Below are 20,852 nucleotides of genomic sequence, written 5' to 3'. Positions count from 1 at the left end.
CGCTCCTTCTGATATCGGAGACCAACCATGGCCAAATCCAAACCCAAATTCGACGCCGCTGCGTCGATCACGAACGAGCTCATCCGGATCATCGAACGCGGAGTCATGCCGTGGCGCAAGCCCTGGACGGCAGGTGGCAGTTCCCGGCCTCTGCGCGTGAGCGGCGAGCCCTACCAGGGCGTCAACAACTTCCTGCTGACCATGGGGACAATGATTGCAGGCTACCGCTCGCCCTTCTGGATGACGATGCCACAGGCCAACGCCATGGACGCCAGGATCCGTAAAGGCGAGAAATCCTCTCTGGTGGTCTATTACGGGCAGAGCCGGAAACAAGGGGAGGGGGGTGAAGGGGCTGACGATGGCGAGACTGACGATGCCCGCGTCTTGCGTTTCCAGAAATCTTACCGGGTCTTCAACGCCTGTCAGATCGAAGGGCTCCCGGACAGTTTCCATCCCGACCCCGAGCCCGTGCCGGATCATCCGATCGCAGAGCCGATCCCGCATATGCAGGCCTTTTTCGAGGCCATCGACATCACCACGGTGTTCGCGGGCGACGAGGCCTATTACATGCCTGCTGTCGACAAGGTCTATATGCCGCCCATCTCCCGGTTTCAGGATCCGCGAAAATTCTACGGCGTTTGGGCGCACGAATATTCTCATGCCACAAAGGCGCCGCATCGCCTGAACCGCAACTACGGCCTGTCCCGGTTTGGAAACACGGCTTACGCACGCGAAGAAATTGTCGCCGAGCTGACGTCATGTTTCCTGGGCCAGCAGCTCGGTTTCACGGCGCATACGCTCGAGATGAATGCGGCGTACCTCTACAACTGGCTCCGCGTCCTGCGCTCGGATACCAATGCGATTTTCAAGCATGCGGCGGACGCGCAGCGGGCATGCGACTATCTGATCGCCCGGTCGCAGGCGGGCAGGGCGAGGGATGCCGATCGGGCCGCGTGAGGTGATGCCTCAGAGCAAGAAGGCTTCGGGTCTGGTGGTTTCAACCCATCCGGAAAGGACAGACCCATGAGCCATCCTGAACCCGCAGATTATCCGCGTCCGAACGCGGCTGTCATCGCATCCCAGAACGACGCCTTCCGTAGGTTTGCCTGCCTTGGCATTGTCCCGGATCAACCGATCCAGGGCCGCATGCACGTCACGCGCTCCTTGATGGAGGCCGGTGACGGGTTCATGGCCGAGGCGGTGAAGGCTACCGGTGAGTTTGACACGTTCGAGCCCGACAACGATCCCGAGGGCTGGCACGATTTCGGGGCGGTCACGATCCGCGGCGAGACCGTGTTCTGGAAAATCGATCTGTTCGAGGCCGACTCGGACTTCCGATACGGGGCCGAGGCACCCGACAACCCCGAGACCACGATGCGCGTGCTGACCATCATGATGGCGCACGACTGGTAGGGCAGGGCGTGCGCCAACCGTTCACCACCGACAGGCCCGCTGACCCCACGAAAGGGAAAGTGGGCCTGTTGTCCTGTTGATTCCCGGATCCGGGGATCGGTCAGGCCGTCCGGACCATCCGGGTGGTGCAGATACCAGAAAAGGACATCCCATGACACAAGCCCTCAAACCCGTCTCCGTCGCCATCGGCGATCTCGTCGCACATCCGGCCAATGTGCGAACCAATTCCCCCGAAACCTATGCCTCCGAGAACATCGCGCATCTGAAGGCCAGCATCGCCGTGCTGGGTCTCCTGCAACCGCTGCTCGTCCAGAAAATCGACGGCAAGTTCGGCGTTCTCGCCGGGGGCCGGCGCCACGCGGCGCTCCTGGAGCTCGTCGCGGACAAGACCGCCAAGGGGTTCACCAGCCGCACGAAGATCGACTGCCGCCTGGTCCCGGACGATTGCGATGTGACCACCGCGCTGTCGCTGGCGGAGAACATCACCCAGGCGCCGATGAACGCCATCGACGAGTTCGAGGCCTTCGCGCGGATGATGGAGGTCGACGGGCAGACACCCGAGACCATCGCAAAAACCTTCGGCACCACCGTCGCCGCCGTGAAAGGCCGTCTGCGCTACGGGCTCATCCATCCCGACATCCGCACCGCGGCGCGCGCCAAGTCGATCACCCTCGACACGATGAAGGCCTTCGCCGATCACCCGAGCCAGGAGGTGCAACGCGAGGTCTTCGAGGCGCTCACCAAGGAAGACAGCTACCTGCAGGCCTATACGGTCCGGAATGCGCTGAAGTCCCGTGGCGTTCAGGTCAGTGACGATATCGGGGCCTTCGTGCGGAAGGATTACGAGGCGCGCGGGGGCGCCATCGCGGCCGATCTCCTGGACGAGCATTCGGTGCTCGAGGATTCCGCGCTGGTCGAAACGATCCTCCTCGAAAAGCTCACCGCAGCCGCCGAAGTGGCTCGCGCCGAGATCGGCTTTGCCTGGGCCGACGCGGTGGTCCAGTACGATTACGCCGCCATGGCGGACTACGGCCGGGTCTATCCCGGCCCGGTCGAGCCCGATGAGAAAGGCCAGAAGCGCGTCGACGAGATCACCGCCGAGCTGGAGACCCTCGAGCGCGAGATGGAGAACGAGGGCCTCGAGGATGAGGCCTACAACGATCTCTACGAACGGGTGGACGTGCTGGAAGCCGAGGCACGGGATCTGCAGGAGGCCTATGACGCCGAGGATCTTGCGCGATCCGGCGTGATCGCGTCCTGGTCGAACGGGCAGGTGACCTTGCATGTCGGCCTCGTGCGTCCTGAAGACAAGGCGGAGAGTTCCGGCAAGGTTTCCGCCGCGGCGGGCGAGAAAGGCGCGGCGGACAGCGACGAGATCACCTATCCCGCTTCGCTGACCGAAGACCTCAAGACCGAGCGGGCGATGGCGCTTGGCGCCGCCATGGCGATGCATCCGGAGGCCACGCTGGATCTCACGCTCTTCAAGCTGGTCACCGATGTGCTGGGCCACGGCATGGGTGTGACGCAAGCAATCAAGGTCGAGGCCCGCCAGGAATATCGCAGCCACGCGAAAATGGACGAGATCGACGGCACCTCGCTCGAACAGGTGGCCGAGGCCCATGACGCGCTCGATCTCTCCTGGGCCGATGACGCAAAATCGCCGGCCGACCAGTTCGCCCTCTTCCGGGCGCTCGATGTGGGCGAGAAGGCAAAGCTCGTGGCCTACGCCACGGCGGCAACCACGCAGTCCTGCCTCAAACGGGACCGGCAGCGTGACAGTCTGATGCACGACTTCGAGGTCGAGATCATGCCGGACATCCGGGCGCACTGGACACCCAACGCGGCGCTCTTCAACCGTTTCAAGAAGGCGTGGCTCCTGAAGATTCTCGGCGAGGAACTCGGGCTCGCGCAGGAAGCAGTGACGCTGGCCTCCTCGACCAAGAAAGAGGTCGTGGCCTTCTGCGACAAGCTCTTCGCCGAGCCCTTCGCCACCTTGACGGATGCACAGCGGGCGGCGGTCGCGTCCTGGTGCCCGCCGATGATGCAGACGGCTGGAACCGAGCCGGTCGAAGCTCCCGAGGCCGAGACGCCCGAAGACAAAACCGAGGTCGCGGAAGCGGCCTGACCCTTCAGGCGACCCGCACCGCAGCGCCGGTACGGGTCGCACCTCTCTCAAACTCACAGGTAGATCCCATGGCACTTCTCAGCTTCACCGCCGCGAGCGTCGCGGCCCAGATCGCGCATGCGCGCGGCTGCTCCACCTTCCTGCCGAACTGGAACGGTCCGGTCGGCAAACCCGCCCTGATCCTGATCGTCGGCACTGGCGTCCACCTTCGCTCGAACGGGATCGACGGCACGACCACGCGGATCGTCACTACTGAACGCGCCGACCCCTCCCATGCCTTTGCCGACGGCATCGACCCGTTTCAGGACGTCGACTGGATGGCGACCCGACAAGCCGCCTTCCGCGACCTGACCGGTCAATTCTATACCGACATTCTCGATGACGTGCAGATGCTCATCGACCGTGGTCACGACACCATCCGGCTGGCGACCGATGGCCACACGATCCGAGTCTTCCTGCGCCGCGCGGCAGATTACCTGATCGGCGGCACCTATGACGTCCCCTCAGGTCTCGGTGGGACGTTCCGGGTGATCCTCAAGGACGCCACCGACACCCATGCGATCGTGCAGAACAGCGGCAATTGCGAGGATTTCGACGAGATGCTGCCCTACCGGGTGCCGCTCGATGCGCTCATCGAAATCGATGATCGGAGGGTGGCATAGTGGGCTGGCTTTTCTACACCGACCGCCGCGTGAAGAGCTACGCCGACGAGAAAGCGGAAATCGCCCGGCTCTGCACGTATCAAAGCGACATCCGCAAGACGGTGCTGGTCAAGGCCTGCAAGGTCGGCTCGACCTGGTACGCCGCTTTGAGGCTCACGAATCTCGACGGCTCGCCAGTCGAGGACGCGACCTACGTCACGGACGAGGACGGCTCCATTACTTTCGGTGCCGTCTTCCTCACCCGCTACGACGAGGGTTGCTGGGGCTACAAGGACATGGAGGAGAGCGCCGGGCCGGTGGGATCGCGAGCGCCAGCCAGCCTTCTGGCCCTGCTTTCCGAGCTGAACGATCCCGACAGCTACGCCCATGCCTGGCGTCAGCGCTGCAGGGACTGGGCAGCAATCCCTGACTACGAGGAGGGCGATAAGATCAAACTCGCAGCACCGGTTGCGCTGAGCGATGGCAGCACCTGCCAGATCGTGACCGCCACCCATTACCGACGCGGAGGGCAAAAACGCCGGTGCTACCGCATCGAGGAAACCGGCGGGCTCGTGCGTCTGTCGAAAGCCTCTCTCGCAGGATCCGAACTCCTCAGCTCCGCAAAGGGCGATGCGAGCCCGGTTCTGGCCGAGTTCTTCTCTGGGCGGGGCTCTGACGACGGGCCATCTTGAGGGAGTGAACTCCTTTCAATCCGGCCTCTTGCAGAATATTAAGAGATTCTGTATATTCCTATTAAAGCAGAAAGCTCGTGGAGAGCCAGGATGAAACAGTTTGCAGCAGGGGATCTGACCCGCAACACAGGCGATCTCTTCGAGGCGGCGACCGTCGCCCCGGTCGCAATCACCAAGCACCGTAAGCCGCGCTTCGTGGTCATGTCGATGGAGCGCTTCCAGGCCCTGACGGCCGGGCGCGGGTCGCAGGTGGCCCTCGATGTGGCCGACATGCCCGATGAGCTGGGAGACCTTCTCGACCAGGGCATCGAAGAGCATTTCCGTGACCGTTGATTTCCCCGCCGCCGGTCAGGTCTTCGATTACCACTATCTGTGGAAGTGGCAGGCCGATCGCGGGGAGACGGAAGGTCGGAAGAAACGGCCGAGCTGCGTGGTGATCGTCGTCACGAACCAGGCCGGACTTCACGTCATGTTCATCGCGCCGATCACCAGCAAGGCCCCGGGTCCGGGACGGACGGCCATGGAGATCCCCGAGACCGAGGCGCGGCGAGCGAGTCTCGAGAGCGACATACCGCTCTGGGTCGTTCTGGACGAGTTGAACGCCGACATTCTCGAGAATTCCTATACGCTCGAAGAGCGCTCGCCGCGCGGATCGTTCAGCCCGGCCTTCACAGACGCGATCCTGCGCGAGGTGCAGCGCCTTCGCGCTGCCAGCGGGCTGACGCTGTCGAGCCGGACCTGATTCCCGAACACTGGCAAACGGACGCGCCGGTCTCGCCGACTTCGCGGGAGACCGGGGTCCGATCTCTCTGACCTGCCCAATTTCCGAACTTTCAGCTGCCTCCACCTCCTGAAAAGTGGAAAGGAGGCTTTCTGTCCTGTCAGACCCGCAACCTGACTTGAAGGACAGACGACATGGCCGATCAAAGCCCCAAGTACGGACCCGATATCCCATCACAAGCCCGACTCCGGAAGGCTTTGTCAGAGATCGCCAGGGAGATCGAAGACCAGCCCCTCAAAAGTTCGTCGCTGGCGCGGATCATGCGCGAGACGTATCATGGCAGCGATGCCGGCGGGGCGTGGTCCTGGCGCATGGCCTATGACATGATGCAGGCCGCCGCGGTGATGCAGTTGGTGCGGGAGAGCAGTCTGGAGGCGCTCTCAGGTGCGAAGATGCTCGCCACACGGCTTCTGACGGAGACGCGGCGCTCCGAGCAGCAGATCCGGCTCCAGCAGTTTTCCACGCCGCTGCCCTATGCGGCACTGGCTGCGCGTGCGGCCGCAATCCGCCCCGGCGAATCCTTTCTGGAACCCTCGGCCGGCACCGGTGCGCTCGCCGCTTTTGCCATTCGCGCGGGCGGCAAGCCGATGCTCAACGAGATCGATCCCTTCCGCCGGGCGCTTCTCGAGGCGGTGTTCGGGAACGAGGTGACAGGTTTCGACGCCGAGCATATCGACGATCTTCTGACGGAGCCCGATCTTCCGGGCGCCGTCGTGATGAACCCGCCCTTCGCCTCTTCGGTCGATCGGTCGCGGGACAAACACATCGCTGCGAAACATCTGATCGGCGCCGCCAAGCGTCTCGCGCCCGGCGGGCGTCTCGTGGCGATCATGCCGATGGGATTCACACCGGAGCGGGACCCGGCACATTGGGCACGGACCTCAGCCATTGCAAGACCGCGTCTCGCACTCACGATCCCGGGTCATGTGTACCGTAAGCTCGGCACCAGCGTCGAAACCCAACTCATGGTCTTCGACAAGGTGCAAGACGAGGTCGAGATCGTTCGCACGGTTATCGACGATCTGGATGAGGCCCTGGAACAAATCGATGGCGTCGCTGCGACACGGCCAGCCACTCCGTTGATCCAGAGCGGTCCGCAGGCACTGCGTGGGCCACGCCGGGTCGGAGTTCCCCTTGCGCGCAAGCGCCCTGTCACCGCAAGCTCCACCGCCAAACCGGCAACACATGCCGCCATTCCACTCGTCTTTACCACGCTCGACACCCCGCGCGAAAACACCCCCGTCTCCGACATCTACGCCCGCTATCGTCCACAGCGGATTGAGATCGCGGAGGCGCAGGAACATCCCACGCCGTTGGTCGAGAGCATTGCCATGGCTTCGGTGGCCCCACCTGTGCCTTCGAGCGAGGCCGCCGCGAACCTGCGCCTGCCCGGCCGCCTGATCGAGGAGGGCCATCTCTCCGAGGCTCAGCTCGAAACCATCCTCATGGCGAACGATGCGCATGCGCGCGACCTGCCGGGCCTGTTCACCATCGACGAAGACCAGACCCGGATGACCCGCGCCGACGATGACGCGCAAGCCCGCGCCTATCGCCTCGGATATTTCCTCGGCGACGGCACCGGTTGCGGCAAGGGCCGGGAATGCGCCGGGCTCATCCTGGTGAACTGGCTTGCGGGCCGTCGCAAGGCGGTCTGGATCTCCAAATCCGCCACGTTGATTGAGGACGCGATCCGCGACTGGACCGATCTCGGCGGATCGCCTGCCGATATTCAGCCGCTTTCGAAATGGAAGCCCGACCTGCCCATCCCGATGGGCGATGGCATCCTGTTCGTGACCTACGCGACGCTGCGGTCCGCTGGCAAATGCGGCACGACCCGCCTCGGCCAGGTTCTCGACTGGATGGGCGAGGATTTCGACGGCGTTCTGGCCTTCGACGAAGCCCATGCCATGCAGAACGCCGCCGGCTCGGACGAGGGCCGGGGGGTCAAGCCCTCCCAGCAGGGTCTTGCCGGGCTTCGCCTGCAGCTCGCCGCCCCGCGGGCGCGGGTCTTCTATGTTTCCGCGACCGGGGCCACCAGCGTTCACAACCTGGCTTATGCCTCCCGGCTCGGCCTCTGGGGCCAGGGGCCCGAATATCCCTTCCCGAGCCGCGAGAGTTTCGTCTCCGCGATGGAGGCTGGCGGCGTTGCCGCGATGGAAGTCGTGGCGCGGGACCTCAAGACGCTCGGCTTCTATACGGCGCGGGCGCTCAGCTTCGACGGCGTGGAATATGACGTGCTCGAACATGCGCTGACACCGGCGCAGATCGAGATCTACGACGCCTTTGCCGGTGCGTTCCGGACGATCCATCACAATCTCGAGGCGGCATTGACTGCGACCGGCGTCAACGATGCCTCCGGTCAGACCAATGCGTCGGCGGCCAAGGCCTCGGCCAAGTCGCGCTTCGAGAGCACCAAGCAACGCTTCTTCAACCATCTCCTGATGGGCATGAAGGCCCCGACCGTGATCCGCGCCATCGAGGAGGATCTGGAGGCGGGTTATGCCTGCGTCATCCAGGTTGTCTCCACGGGCGAAAGCCTGCTGAAACGCCGGCTTGAGGCGATGGACCCGGAAGATGAACTCGTCGAAGGGGCGCTCACGCCTCGGGATTACGTCGTCAGTTACCTCGAACAGGCGTTCCCGATCTATGCCCAGAAGCTCGTGGAGATCGATGGGAATGTCGTGGCCGAACCGCTCCGGGATGCCAATGGCGCCCTCGTCGTCTCGTGCGAGGCCGAAGCCCTGCGCGACGCGGCGATGATGGAGCTGATGTCCCTGGCACCGATCCCCGCGGCCCTCGACCAGATCCTCTGGGCCTTCGGGGACGAGGCCGTGGCCGAGGTGACGGGACGCTCCATCCGGCCGCTGAAATCGCAGGACGGCGCGCTCTTCATCGAGAAGCGCAGCGCGAGTAGCAATTCCTCGGAAACCCGCGCCTTCATGGACGGCGAAAAGGACATCCTGGTTTTTTCCGATGCCGGCGGGACGGGACGCTCTTACCATGCCGCAGAGACAGCAAAGAACCAGAAACGGCGACGGCATTACCTGCTGGAGCCCGGCTGGCGCGCCGATGCCGCGATCCAGGGGCTCGGCCGCACGCATCGCTCGGCTCAAGTGTCAGCGCCGTTCTTCCGAGTCTGCACCTCGGATGTGCACGGCGAGAAACGCTTCACCTCCACAATCGCCCGGCGGCTCGATCAACTGGGGGCCCTCACGAAGGGTCAGCGCGAGACCGGCTCGCAAGGTATGTTCCGGGATGAGGACAATCTCGAGAGCCCGATGGCGCGGGCGGCGCTCCGGGGCTACTACGCCGATCTGGCCGCCGGACGTGCCGGGGCGATGAGCTACGAGCGCTTCGCGGACTGGACGGCTCTGCGGCTCATCGATCAGGACGGCGTGCTCCTGGAAGAGCTTCCACCGATCCAGCGCTTCCTCAACCGCGTCCTGGCGCTGCCGATCCACATGCAGAATGCGCTCTTTGCCGAGTTCATGGCGCGGATCGCCGATCAGAGCGAGCGGGCCCGGGCCGCCGGCACGCTCGATCTCGGGGTGGAGACGCTGCGCGGCGAGAAGATCGAGCAGGTCTCGGCAGAGGACCTCTGGACCTGTCCGCGTTCCGGGGCCGTGACACGCATCATCGGGCTGGAAGTGACGGATCCGGTTCATGTGCTCTCCGCCGAAGAGGTTCTGGATCGGAATCCGGACAAGCAGCCGATGATCAACCGCGCGTCGGGCCGGGCGGCGCTGATCTCGTCGTGTCCGATGCAGATGTATGACGAGGAGTTCGTCACGCTCATGCGCAAGGTGGTGCGGCCGACCGGCTCCACATACGTGGAAGAAGCAAAGTTCGGAAATTCTGCCTGGGAAGAAATCGAGCCGTCCGAGTTCCGGCGCCTCTGGGACAAGGAGGCCGACAGCCTGCCCAAGGTGACCACGACAAAGCTCTACCTCTTGACCGGGCTGTTGCTGCCGATCTGGAAGGACATTCCGTCCGGCAACGAGCGCATCTACCGGGTCACGCCGGAGGGGCAGGGGAGCATGATTGGTCGCACTGTCAGCGAGGACGGTGCCGCGGCGCTCAGAGCCCGGTTCATGGTCGGCAGCCCAACGACGACGCAGGAAATGCTCACCGCCGCGTTGGGGTCGAGCGCACCGATCGATCTGGGCCGGGGGCTCACGCTCACGCGCCGCCGCGTCGCGGGCGCAGCTCGCCTCGAAATCGACGGCGCCGACCGCGATATGATCGACGGGCTGAAGGCCATGGGGTGCTTCACGGAGATCATCGCCTTCCAGCTCCGGGTCTTCGTGCCGCACGGGGAAGGTGTCGAGACTGCCGCGATCCTGGGCCGGATCGTGGGGGATGGGTCTCCGACGGCGGCCAACAAGGCCGCCTGAAAGAGAAAGCGGGCCATGGGTCGGGGGAACGCGAAAGGGTGCTTTGGCCCGTTCGCGTTCCGGTGCCGTGGCGGGTCTGCCGACCCCTCGGCGCTGTCCCCCAATCCCAGACAAAAGGACGAGATCCATGACCGATCCCCAGATCAACTTCGCCGAGACGATGGCGAAATGGCAGGCCGAGCGCGAGGCCGCCAATAAGGCCGCCCGGAACAAACTGCTCCCGCAATTGCGGGCCCTCGGCGTCACAGAAGTGATTGCCGAATACGAAGGCTATGGCGATTCCGGCAATATCGAAGACGTGACGGTCCAGCCCGCAGGCATCGAGCTCCCCGACGAACTCTCCAGTACGTTTGGCGACTTCGCCTGGTCCGTCGCCTATCACCAGCATCCGGGGTTCGAGAACAACGAGGGCGGCTATGGCACACTGACCTGGGATATCACCGGCGACAGCATCACGCTCGACCACGCTGATCGCTATGTCGAGTGCTCGCACAGCCATGACGATGGGCTCTGACATGGCTCATCCCCTCCACCATGCCGAAAGCTCCGCGCGGAAATTCGGCGGAAAGCCGTCCGACTATCAATGCCTGCATGATTGGTTCGACTCATCCAAAGAGCACCTCGCGCTCTTTGTTCACCGCGCCCACCGTCATCATGCCCTCGGGATATTCGAACTCGAGCGCCAGTTCGGCCGATCGCTGACAAACAGCGCGGGCCGCGTCATTCCGATCCGCTGGATCGGCGAGCAGCATGTCCGGGAGGATTGTCAGGGCCGCATTCCGTCGCTCGCCGACTGGCTAATGCGGATCCGGCCCGAGCCATGGATGGCGAATGGGCGGATCGACAACGATCCGCCCGGCGACATCGGAGACCCAAAACGCGCGTGGATGACCGAGGTGGCAGCCGGCAAGACGATCCTCGGCCTCAGGGACTGGATGGATGAAAGGGGTTGATGATGCGCAACGTCCGCAGGTTCTACGATTGTAGCACCGCACATCTGCCCGAGCAAACCGCCCAGGCCATCGAAAACGGGCTCTTCGCCAAATCGCCCACCATGCAGAACGACTATGGCTGGCTGTTCTCGGTCCCCGAAACGCTCGCCGATTTGCCGGAAGGGGTTGGCTGCGACGCCTTCAAGACGTTCATGGCGTTGGCGATGGATGCCGGGTGCGACTACGTCCTGTTCGATCGGGACGTCCCGCCCGTCGCCTATCTCGAGGTCTTTGACTGGTAGGAAACGTGAGGTTGCGCAGAAGCCCGATCAGAAGATCGGGCCTCTATGACTCTCAGGCGAACCATCTGAACTGGAGATCCATATGAATATCGCGGAGATCAAGGCCGCCGTGGATGCCGGACACACCGTTCATTGGGCGAACGAAGGTTACCGGGTTCACCGGGATGGCCTTGGCCAATACCTCATCACCTTTGTGCGCAACGGTAGCACCATCGGTCTGACCGACCGGAGCGGCCGCTACCTGAACGGGGCCGAGGCTGACTTCTTCATTTCGGAGCCGAGCCATGGTGCTGCGGCGGAGCAGGGGAGGGAGGCGAGAGAGGCAACGTCGGATACCCGTTCCGGCGCCGGGCCGGGCTGACAGGCAGGAGAGAAAGGAAAGGGGGCTTTGGGGTTTTGCGATCCCATGAGGGGTCGAAAAGCAATCCCGCGTGCTCTGGCAGGAAGCCGGGCACGGGCAAACCCAAGGAGAAGACCCATGTTCGCAGGAACCCTGACCAAAAACGCCGAGACCGCAGCCACTGCCTATTCCGGTATGATCCACTCCACCCGGTTCGACATCGCCATTCAGCTCGAAATCCGGACGAAGATGTCCGAGCGGAGCCCGGACTATGACGTGACGGCGGTGAACAAGTCCGGCCGCAAGGTGCGCATCGGCACGGCCTGGAACGAGACCGGCAACACCACCGGCAATCCCTACATCTCGATGCAGATCGATGTCGGCCTCGGGCCCTTCCGGGTCAACGCCGTGCAGACCAAGGAAGCGCGCGAAGCGATGACGGGCGAATTCGAGATCATCCCGCTCGTCTCGAACACCGCCATGAAGTCAGGCTCGATCTCGGGCGAGTTGACCGCGATGGATGCCGACAACGCCTTTGCCGGCTACATCGCCAACATGATGTTCGACCTCGACTTCATGCTGATCGAAAACACGTTCAAAACCGAGGAGACCCACCCCGATTACCGGATCGAGGTCAGTTCGCCCAAGGGCCACCCGATCCGCGTGGGCTCGGCGTGGATGGCGAAAAGCAGCCGGACCGGCAACGACTACCTGTCGCTTCTCATCAACACGCCCGATGGCGATCTGCGGGTGAACGCCGTGCAGAACGAGGAGCAGCGCGGCGGCAAGACCTTCTCGATCATTCCCTTCGTCGAGAGCGCCGGCCAGGAACGGTCGGACAACACCGGCCTCGCCCTGGTGGGCTGACACAAAGCGTTACCGCAGCGAGAGGGCGTCCCGGGGAACCGGGGCGCCTTTCGGCCGTGCAGTCCTGATCCTCCTCCCATGAAACAGGCCTGAGCGAGCGCTGTCGGCACGTCTCCGACCGGCCCGCGCCTCCTGTCCCCGAGAGGCAGGACCCGTGAGGGGAGCCGCTTCAGCGCGGCTCCCCTCTTTTCCTTTCACCCCGACAGAAGGACGACACCCATGTTCAATCTCGCCCACCCCAAGCTGGTCACGCTCGTTGAATCCGAAGGCTACGCCGAGGTCGCGGATTTCCTGGAAGACCATGCGATGGGCAGCGTCGTGCCCGCGATCTGCATGGCACCCGATTGCGACCACACCGCCGATCTCGAGCCCGATCAGCGCGCCGGCTTTTGCGAGGCCTGCGGTCGCGCTTCCATGAAATCCGGCCTCGTCATCGCCGGGATGATCTGAGTGGAAATGATCGAGAGCTTCCCATGACACATCATAGATACACCACTCCCGGCACGCGGCTTACCTGGTCCGACATCAGCGAATGGGTCGATGCGGCCCACCGGATCGGCAGGCGCCAGTTGAGTGCGGCGCGCAACAGGGCCTACGCCGCCCATGCGGCGGCTCTGCCCCGCGAACTCATCGACCGTGAGACGCATGCGCCATTGCTTGAAGCGGCGCTTCACCTCCTCAAATACGGACATCCCAGCCTCGCCCGGCCGCAGAGAGGCCATCGCGCCAACCACCCGACCACGCCCGTCATCATGGATCTGATGAACCGTCTCGCCATCCTGAAACGCCGGGACGAAAAGGCCGCCGGAGACAACTGGGCGGCCATGTTCGGAGGCTCCGATGCGCATTCCGACTGACATCACCGATATGATCGAGCGCGGCGCCCTCGTCGCGATCAACCATTCCGGTGGCAAGGACAGCCAGGCCATGACGATCAGGCTGGTCGAGGCCGGCATCCCGCGTGATCAGCTCCTCATCGTCCACGCCACCCTCGGTCACATCGATTGGCCCGGCACGATCGGCCATATCCGGAAGACCACGTTCGGCCTGCCGCTGGTGATCGCACGACCCCGAAGGTCGTTCTTCGAGATGGTCCGGGCACGCGGCATGTTCCCGTCCCCACGATATCGCCAATGCACATCCGACCAGAAACGGGGTCCGATCGAGCGCGAGTTGCGTCGCTATCTCGCGGCCAACCCCCGCTTCGCCGGGCGCATCGTCAGCGCGATGGGGATGCGCGCCGAGGAGAGTGCCGCACGCCGAGGCCGTTCTGTCGTCAGCCGGAACGCTCGCAACAGCGTGGCGGGCCGAACCTGGATCGACTGGCTGCCGATCCATAGCCTCACCAGGCGGGAGGTGTTCGACACCATCGCCGCGGCGGGGCAGGAGCCGCACTGGGCCTATGGCGCTGGCATGTCCCGTCTGTCCTGCAGCTTCTGCATCATGTCCTCGCTCGCCGATCTGCAATGTGCCGCGCGGCTGCGACCGGACCTTCTCTCCACCTACATCGCGCTCGAGCAGGAGATCGGCCACACACTCCGTCCCGATGGGACGAACCTCCGCGAAACCCTTAAGCGATTGGACGCAGCATGACCGTGCATAACCCCGACCAGATCACCGAGTGGCGTTTGCCCGGCTTCTCCGAGGCCGACATTGCGACCATCGACGCCGCCCGGGCGATCCTGCGCAGGCACGCCCGGTCCACCGCCGCCCTGCAGTCCTGGAGCATGCTGACCGACTACCTGGCTTTCAACGCCATTCAAGAACGGGTCGAGGTGTTTCGGGTGCTACTACTCGACCGGAAGAACAAGCTGATCCGCGACAGGGTCATGACGCGAGGCAGCATCGATCACGTTCCGGTCTATGTCGGCGAGGTTCTCCGCTCCGCCCTCGTTCTCGATGCCTCTGCCCTCATCCTCTGCCACAATCACCCGTCCGGCGATCCGCATCCGAGCCAGACCGATATCGAGCTCACCCGGAAGATCTTGGAGGCCTGCAAGGTAATGGAGATCATCATCCACGATCACATCATCGTCGGATTCGGGCGGGAGAAGTACGCGTTCAGCATGCGGGCGGCGGGCATGCTGTCGGGCCAGGCCCATGGGCATTGATGCTCGCTACAACGGCCCCTTGTCCAAGGAGGCGCTAACAGTAACCCGCCCGTCTGATCCGCGATCGCGCCGCCGGTGTCTCCAGATGGGCATACCGCCCCCCGGAATATCGCCGACAGTCGAGTGCGTGACCGGCCGCGATCAGCGCGGCGCCGATGTCCTCGCCATCGGCGTAGCAGATGCCCACCCATCGGTCATGGGTTCGCTCGCCATTGAGATCGCATTCAATCGAACGGCCATCGAGGTAGTTCACCATCCAGCGCCGCGCATCCCGGCCTGCCCGTGTCCCGAGTTCGGGCGCATCGACCCCGTTCAGGCGCACAGGTGTTCCGGAAACGACGATGGTGTCGGCGTCCCGTATTTGCACTTGGGCGGACGCCGGTGATGTCGGCAGGACCAGGGCAATCGGGATCAGATATTTCAACCTCCGCCTCCTCTGCAGGTGGGTCCAGGCTCTCCGGAACGTATCACCTTCAGACCTCCACGGCATCAATTGGCCCGGAGCGTTCTTTGCCTTCGGCCTCCCCTACTCGGCAGCCAAGTCGCAGGCGAGAACGGACCTTCGGTCCGTCGCGCATTCGGCCATGCGGCCTCACCGCGGCGTTGCGCCCCGCATCCCGGTTTGCCCGCCTCGCGAGCACGCCCCTCCCCGGCCGCTCCGCCGGATTGCGCTCTGGTCTGTTTTGCGGGGCAAAACGATCCCGCCGCTTCATCCGTCTCCCGCGTCCGATCGGTCCGTTTGCCTGCTCGTGTCGGGCAAACCTACCGTCAAAACACACACACATGAGCGTGGAAGCATATCCTCCGGATGGCCCCCAAATCAGCCCGCCTCAAGGATCGCAAAACTTTTCGGCGAGCGCGGGGCCCGTGGCGTGGGGCGGACCCGAGCGAAATGGCGCGCATGCCGCAGGTGTTGCGCGCAGAAAACTTTTGCGCCCGGCAAGCCGGCGGCTGCGCCGTCCCTGACCCGGGCAGATTCGGAAACCAGGCATTCGGCCATGCCCCCACACTCACGTGGTGGCCTTGGAACCGAACACTGGAGACCAGACATGGCTTACGACACTGCAAACACCTACGAGACCATCGAGCTTTTCGGGCTGACGGAGAAGGGCGCTGAGCTTCCGATCCCGGAGGATCACATCCTGACCGGTCGCATCATCCGCGAGAGCTTCGAGGCTCTGCTCGGTCCGCTGCGCGGGACCGGGCTTGAAGCAGAAATAGAACCGCTGGCCCATGGCCTCGCCACGATCCTGCAGCGCCGCAAGGTGGCGCTCGGCAAGGAAGTCGACCGCACCGCCGACAAAATCGGCGCGCTGGCGAAATCCCATGACGGATCGGAGATCGCGGAGACCGCCTTGGAAGAGGCGCAGGCCCGTTTTCTGCACTTGCGCGAGATCGTCGGCGCCATCGAGGTGATGAGCGAGGCAGCGGCGGAATGCTACGAGATCGAGACGGGTCACGCCTTCATCCCGGCATCCGGGTCGCGCGCGAGCGTCCGGGCCCAGGAGACAGGTGCTGTCTTTGAAGCACGGCAACTGCTGGAGCAGCATGACCGCGAGACCGCCGAGAAGTCGAAAGTTGAGGGCGTGCCTCTGATCGTCTCGGGCGCCACCGACTGGACCGATGTCGATGTGATCTTCAACACGCTGGACAAGGTTCGCGAGCGGATCAAACAGAACCGCAATCAGGAGATCTTCCTCTGCCACAAGGGTGGCAAGCGCGGGGCGGAGATGATCGCGGCCCGGTGGGCCCGGGCAAGGGGTGTCGCGCAGGCGCGCTTCGATCCGCGCTGGTCCGCGCACGGGCGGGCGGCACCGTTCAAGTGCAACGACGAGATGCTGGACGACAAGTTCGCGGCGACGGGGGTTGTCCTCTTCGGTGGCAACGGGGTCGCGCTGAACCTCGGGCAGAAGGCGGAAGCAAAAGGCCTGACGGTTATGCGGGTGGACGACCCGGCGAAGAAGACCGCAGAGACATGAACTGAGAGGGTCGCCTTCGGGCGGCCCTTTCGTTGTTTCCCATCGGCCATATGCGCGCCTGACGGTCGTGCCCGCTTGGTAGCTTACTCGCAGGTAAGATACCGGCCCCTGGTCGATCGCGCTTTCTCCCATGCGGCCTCACCGCGGCGCAGCACCCGGCATCCCGGTTTGCCCGTCTTGCGAGCATGTCGTTCCCTGGCCGCTCCGCCGGATTGCGCTTTGGTCTGTTTTGCTGAGAGGCAAAACGATCCCGCTGCTTCATCCGTCTTCCGCGTCCGGTCGCGGCGTTTGCCCGGGCGAACCTGCCGTCAAAACACACACACACATGAGCAGCCCCGCCCGGCCGGCGGCCGGGCGGGGCTGCTCTGCGTTTCAACCGACCGAGACAAGTTCGCCAGATCCCCACGATCAACCGTGTTCGGTCTGCGTCATGATGGGCCCCTGCCGGCGGTTGCACCGCCGTCACCGCGCTCGCAAGTTCCGGCCGTGCCGGCCTCCACTCGGAACACGGGGCTCCCTGGGCACGCTGAGCGGCATACCCCGGCGGCCGTCTCCTCCGGAGCCAGCCGGCGGAGTTGCCCTCATGCGCGCCAGTCATCCCGCGATCCGCCCGTTCGGGTGCAGATCGCTGGGGCGGGCGCAGCGCATCGACCGCGCTGCCCGGAGATGGGGGACCATCCTGGGGGGCCCTCTGCTGCTCAAGCCAGACCTGCATCATCCGCACCGGATCGCAACATCGGGGATGCGCTCGGGGCTGAAGAGCCCCGCTGTGCCGATGGGGCGCGGGCGCACCATCTCACCGGCTCTTTGGATGAGCGCGGCCCGGACCTCGCCATATCTCACAAACTTCGACAGGACCGATGGCGTTTGCATGGTCTCAGTGGCCACCCTAGTGTGGATCGCACGGGGTCGGCCCGTCCGTGCCCTCCGCTTGCGCTCCGGCAAGCACAAATACGGCTTCCACGCCGGGGGCCGCGGACCCTCCGCATTTGCGCTTGCGACCGATCCTCTTGCCCCCGTGCTGTGAGATCCCCATCGCAAAAAAGGAGAGACCCAAATGACCAACCACTACGTCGCCACCGTCCCCGTCAAGTTCACCGACAGTGACGGCCAGGAACGCACCCGCTTCCAGCGCGTCGGCGCGATGTTCCGCAACACCCGCAACGGGGACGGCTCGGAGTTCTTCAGCCTCAAGCTCGACTTCCCGGTCGCGGTCCAGGAGGTCGTGATGTTTCCGCCGAGCTCGAAGGAACCGCAAGAGTAATTTTCTCACGAGGATGGGCCGCCCACGGGCGGCCCTGGCCCGTTGCCAGGACCGCTGCGCGAGGGAAGGAGAGCCGGGCCGGTGGCCCGGCTCAAGTCATGGTGGACCGGGACCGCTTGCGGTCCCGGTCGACGGACGAGTTGGTCCGTGACAGGGCGGTCCGGCGGCCTCAAGGGGGCCATCCGGAATAACCCTTCGGCTACGCCTGCCGGGTTTTTCCGGCAGAGATTTGGGGACCAAATCTGGCCCTCCTTGACCCCGCCGGACCGCCCCATCGGAGAGGGTTTGCGCCGCCCCCTCGCTTCCGTCCGAACACATGCGTGTTCGGTCAGAACCTCTGGCGCGGGCAGGAGGAAGGCCGGGCGGTGGTCCTGAGGCGCGGAAGGCAGCGTCGCGGACATGAGACGGTTTGAAGCTCGTCTTTCCGATGACGGCTTCACCCCTTGGGCACTCGGCGAGAACCAGCTCAGAAACAGAAATCCTGTTGAGGATCAATAATACGGCATTGACAAAGACCATTAGCTTTGTGAATGTGAAGGGGTCGCTGCTGAAGGTGGCAGGAAATAGGGGGGCTTTCTTCGCGTGTCCCAGATGAAACGACTGACCGCTACCGAGAAGATGGAGATCGTGCGCGAGGCCGCAGAGAGCGTCTCGACGTCGGACCTGGCCGAGCGGTTTGGTGTCTCCCAGAGGGCCATCCAGTACACACTCAAAGCCGATGCGGAGCGGCAGAAGGACACCGCCGTGGCGACGGCAGCCGTGACCGTGAAGCTGACGCCGGAGGAGCTCGAGGCGCTGGATGCGGTGTTCTCCGCGGCGGGGATCGAGACCCGGACAGAGGGGCTGAGACGGCTCATCCAGGCCGCCGGCGGGACCTTCGTTCCGGACGTGGCGCTGGCAGCCGAGATGGCGCGCTACAGGGCGTTGTTGAACGAGGTCGGGAACGGGGTTGCGCAGCTCACGAAGCGCATGGCTGAGGCCAACCGGACGGGGCAAGCGGCGGCCGAGTTCTCCGATCTCAGGTTGGCGCAGATGCGGGGACTGGCGCGGTTCGTACTGGACTCTGCCGATGAGATCGACCTGCTGGTCCGCCGCCGCCGGGACGCGATGCAACTCGCGGCCACCGCCGCCTTGAGGGAGTTCGCCCATGCGGCTGAATGATGCCGTCCATGACGTGACCGGCGAGGTCTTCCGGGACGGCTGGAGCCGGATCCGGGGCTCCATGCAGGGGCTTCACGTCGCAAAACAGAGGCAGCTGATCCGCGCGGCGGCAGGTCACCGCGCGGCGGTCTTCAAGGCCATCCGGGGCGGGGGCACCCATTCCAAATCCGAGCTCTCGAACCAGCTCGGCTACCTCACCACGAAGTCCACCCATATCGTGGACAGTTCCGGATTCCTGGACGGCAAGGCGAAGCTCGACAGCAAGGAGATCAAGGACCTCACCGAGCGCTTTGCGAAGCGCTGGAGTGCCGGGTTCAAGCCGAAGCTCGGGCAGACGACACACATGCTCATGTCCTTTCCGATCGGCACGCGGGGTGAGGACGTCCGCGACATCACTGCGAATGTTGCCGAGCGGTTCTTCCAGACCGATGCGAGCCACTTCGACTACATCATCGCGGTTCACGAGGACCGCGCGCACCCGCATGCCCACATCGTTCTGAACCGCCGGTCCCAGGAAGGCGAGTTCTTCTTCCTTGGTCGGGATCACCGGTTCAACTACGACGACTTCCGCCTCGCCATGGTGGAGGAGGCAGAGAGGTTCGGGGTGCGGCTGGAAGCCACCCGGCGGCTTGACCGGGGGGTGGTGCATTATCCACCGCGGACCCGTGAGGTCTATGCAGCGAAGGACGAGGGCCGGGTACCGGAGCCGAGGCCCCGCGTCGGCGCCGATCTGGAGCGCGCGCTCGCGGAGATCGCCAACACGCGAACCGTGTTCCATGCTCTCGCCTCGGAGGCTTCTCGTGAGGCCCGGGTAGACATCTCGGACGCCCTGTTCCGGGCCGGTGAACTTCTGGCGCAGGGCGGCAAACTCACCCTTCAAGGAGACGTCTACATGGCCGAGGAACAATCGTTCGATGAGTTGAGGACCCGCTATGCTGATCAGGTCGCGCGCGTCCAGGGCATGATCGCCGAGAAACCCGAGGCCGAACGTCCGCGCCTCGAGCGCAGCCTCAACGAGATCCAGGCGCGGCTCGCCCACATGCAGCCCCTCGGGCTGCGATCCGTGACGCTGACCGAGCGGCCGTCGGACGGTGGGGTTTATTCCGATGCGAATATCGACCGGGACCAGCTCATGCGGCTGCAGGAACCGGATGTCCGGGCGCAGATCGACACGGCGCTCAGAGGCACCGGGATCCGGTCGTCAGTTGTGATCGCGCGAATGGAGACCGGCGCGCAGAATGCCGCCCTCGAGCGGCAGTGGATCGCAGACGATCTGGCGCGGGTGGCGGAGACCGACGGGCTCAACCTCGAGCGCCGCGCCGATCTTGAGACCGCGCGCGAGGCGCTGAACCGGGCTCATGTCCAGCTTGGCATCACGCTCGAACGTAACGAGGTGCTCCGCCAGGACGGTGTGATTGAGGCGGAGCCTGACGCGCGGTTGGCCGACCACGCGGTGTCCCGGACGGAGGCGCGCGGGGCGGCGGAAATCGCCCCGGGACCCAGTCTCGACCCGGAGCTGCGACGGGTTCTGTACCATGAGCGGGCCGGCGAGATGACCGCGCCCTTCGCAGATGCAGAACAGCGGCTGGCCTATCGGGAGGCCGTCGAGCGGGAACTCGATGCGGAGCAGATCGAGCGGCTGCGGGACGGCGACACGGACGTCCTCCGGGAGCAGATCTCGGATCGTCTCGACCGGCTCTATGCGGCGAAAGTTTACCTTCAGTCCGACGAGGCGACAGCCAACAGCGAGGCGGCCCGCGCTGTCGTCGCGGAGATCGCCGACCGCGAATACGAGCTCCAGAGGGCCGATCTCACCGACGGCGACAAAGAGCGCGGGGAGACTCACTGAT

The 20,852-nt window shown here is 64.5% G+C and carries 22 protein-coding genes; 21 read left to right on the top strand and 1 reads right to left on the bottom strand.

All coding sequences use genetic code 11. The annotated features are described in order from the left end of the window. Positions 1-27 precede the first annotated feature (27 nt). The 17 genes from D6850_RS17925 (at position 28) to D6850_RS17845 (ending at position 14,598) form a co-directional block, all read left to right on the top strand. The gene (locus tag D6850_RS17925; protein ID WP_121168985.1) at positions 28-957 is read left to right on the top strand and encodes an ArdC family protein; all 930 of its coding nucleotides are present in this window, start codon (positions 28-30) and stop codon (positions 955-957) included. 66 nt (positions 958-1,023) lie between these two features. Continuing rightward, positions 1,024-1,413, top strand: coding sequence for a DUF3768 domain-containing protein (locus D6850_RS17920; RefSeq protein ID WP_121168984.1), 390 nt, complete (start codon positions 1,024-1,026; stop codon positions 1,411-1,413). 151 nt (positions 1,414-1,564) lie between these two features. Then, entirely contained in the window at positions 1,565-3,538 is a 1,974-nt protein-coding gene (locus D6850_RS17915; protein ID WP_121168983.1) for a ParB/RepB/Spo0J family partition protein, read from the top strand. Positions 3,539-3,606: 68 nt separating this feature from the next. Next, the gene (locus D6850_RS17910) at positions 3,607-4,200 is read left to right on the top strand and encodes a regulator (RefSeq protein ID WP_121168982.1); all 594 of its coding nucleotides are present in this window, start codon (positions 3,607-3,609) and stop codon (positions 4,198-4,200) included. Next, positions 4,200-4,871 carry a DUF6927 domain-containing protein gene (locus D6850_RS17905; protein WP_121168981.1) on the top strand — a complete coding sequence of 224 codons (672 nt, stop codon included), beginning with the start codon at positions 4,200-4,202 and terminating at the stop codon, positions 4,869-4,871. Before D6850_RS17910 ends, D6850_RS17905 begins: the two co-directional genes overlap by 1 nt. A gap of 90 nt (positions 4,872-4,961) precedes the next feature. Beyond that, positions 4,962-5,204 carry a type II toxin-antitoxin system Phd/YefM family antitoxin gene (locus tag D6850_RS17900; protein WP_121168980.1) on the top strand — a complete coding sequence of 81 codons (243 nt, stop codon included), beginning with the start codon at positions 4,962-4,964 and terminating at the stop codon, positions 5,202-5,204. Further along, positions 5,194-5,613: a hypothetical protein gene (locus tag D6850_RS17895; protein ID WP_121168979.1), complete on the top strand. Its 420-nt coding sequence runs from the start codon at positions 5,194-5,196 to the stop codon at positions 5,611-5,613. Before D6850_RS17900 ends, D6850_RS17895 begins: the two co-directional genes overlap by 11 nt. 173 nt (positions 5,614-5,786) lie before the next feature. Beyond that, a complete protein-coding gene (locus D6850_RS17890) occupies positions 5,787-10,046 on the top strand; it encodes a bifunctional class I SAM-dependent methyltransferase/DEAD/DEAH box helicase (protein ID WP_121168978.1) in 4,260 nt (1,419 codons plus the stop codon). A 127-nt stretch (positions 10,047-10,173) separates the two neighbouring features. Beyond that, positions 10,174-10,560, top strand: coding sequence for a DUF6878 family protein (locus D6850_RS17885; RefSeq protein WP_121168977.1), 387 nt, complete (start codon positions 10,174-10,176; stop codon positions 10,558-10,560). Position 10,561: 1 nt separating this feature from the next. After that, positions 10,562-10,999: a DUF6915 family protein gene (locus D6850_RS17880; protein WP_121168976.1), complete on the top strand. Its 438-nt coding sequence runs from the start codon at positions 10,562-10,564 to the stop codon at positions 10,997-10,999. A gap of 2 nt (positions 11,000-11,001) precedes the next feature. Next, positions 11,002-11,280 (top strand): DUF5983 family protein, encoded by a 279-nt coding sequence (locus D6850_RS17875; protein WP_147438928.1) that lies wholly within the window; start codon positions 11,002-11,004, stop codon positions 11,278-11,280. Positions 11,281-11,362: 82 nt separating this feature from the next. Further along, positions 11,363-11,641 (top strand): hypothetical protein, encoded by a 279-nt coding sequence (locus D6850_RS17870; RefSeq protein ID WP_121168974.1) that lies wholly within the window; start codon positions 11,363-11,365, stop codon positions 11,639-11,641. A 117-nt stretch (positions 11,642-11,758) separates the two neighbouring features. Continuing rightward, positions 11,759-12,487 (top strand): DUF736 family protein, encoded by a 729-nt coding sequence (locus D6850_RS17865; RefSeq protein ID WP_121168973.1) that lies wholly within the window; start codon positions 11,759-11,761, stop codon positions 12,485-12,487. 219 nt (positions 12,488-12,706) lie between these two features. Beyond that, on the top strand, positions 12,707-12,937 hold the full coding sequence (locus tag D6850_RS17860; RefSeq protein ID WP_121168972.1) for a hypothetical protein: 231 nt from the start codon (positions 12,707-12,709) through the stop codon (positions 12,935-12,937). 23 nt (positions 12,938-12,960) lie between these two features. Beyond that, positions 12,961-13,344, top strand: coding sequence for a hypothetical protein (locus D6850_RS17855; RefSeq protein ID WP_121168971.1), 384 nt, complete (start codon positions 12,961-12,963; stop codon positions 13,342-13,344). Continuing rightward, entirely contained in the window at positions 13,328-14,080 is a 753-nt protein-coding gene (locus D6850_RS17850) for a phosphoadenosine phosphosulfate reductase domain-containing protein (RefSeq protein ID WP_121168970.1), read from the top strand. The genes D6850_RS17855 and D6850_RS17850 overlap by 17 nt, the downstream gene beginning before the upstream one ends. After that, entirely contained in the window at positions 14,077-14,598 is a 522-nt protein-coding gene (locus D6850_RS17845; protein ID WP_121168969.1) for a JAB domain-containing protein, read from the top strand. The genes D6850_RS17850 and D6850_RS17845 overlap by 4 nt, the downstream gene beginning before the upstream one ends. 34 nt (positions 14,599-14,632) lie before the next feature. On the opposite strand, the gene D6850_RS17840 is transcribed toward D6850_RS17845, so the two are convergent. Then, the gene (locus tag D6850_RS17840) at positions 14,633-15,022 is read right to left on the bottom strand and encodes a thermonuclease family protein (protein WP_245964253.1); all 390 of its coding nucleotides are present in this window, start codon (positions 15,020-15,022) and stop codon (positions 14,633-14,635) included. Between the two features lie 625 nt (positions 15,023-15,647). On the opposite strand from D6850_RS17840, the gene D6850_RS17835 reads away from it, so the two are divergent. The 4 genes from D6850_RS17835 to D6850_RS17820 all read left to right on the top strand — a co-directional run bounded on the left by D6850_RS17835 (position 15,648) and on the right by D6850_RS17820 (position 20,851). Continuing rightward, on the top strand, positions 15,648-16,577 hold the full coding sequence (locus D6850_RS17835; protein ID WP_121168967.1) for a DUF2493 domain-containing protein: 930 nt from the start codon (positions 15,648-15,650) through the stop codon (positions 16,575-16,577). Positions 16,578-17,634: 1,057 nt separating this feature from the next. Beyond that, the gene (locus tag D6850_RS17830) at positions 17,635-17,841 is read left to right on the top strand and encodes a hypothetical protein (RefSeq protein WP_121168966.1); all 207 of its coding nucleotides are present in this window, start codon (positions 17,635-17,637) and stop codon (positions 17,839-17,841) included. Positions 17,842-18,423: 582 nt separating this feature from the next. Further along, positions 18,424-19,002: a transposase gene (locus tag D6850_RS17825; protein ID WP_121168965.1), complete on the top strand. Its 579-nt coding sequence runs from the start codon at positions 18,424-18,426 to the stop codon at positions 19,000-19,002. Next, positions 18,989-20,851: a relaxase/mobilization nuclease domain-containing protein gene (locus D6850_RS17820; protein ID WP_121168964.1), complete on the top strand. Its 1,863-nt coding sequence runs from the start codon at positions 18,989-18,991 to the stop codon at positions 20,849-20,851. The genes D6850_RS17825 and D6850_RS17820 overlap by 14 nt, the downstream gene beginning before the upstream one ends. The last annotated feature ends 1 nt before the right edge of the window (position 20,852 follow it).

Source organism: Roseovarius spongiae, assembly GCF_003651245.1.
Lineage (GTDB): Bacteria > Pseudomonadota > Alphaproteobacteria > Rhodobacterales > Rhodobacteraceae > Roseovarius > Roseovarius spongiae.
Note: the sequence above shows the minus strand (reverse complement) of the source record. Positions and strands in the feature narration are given on the sequence as shown.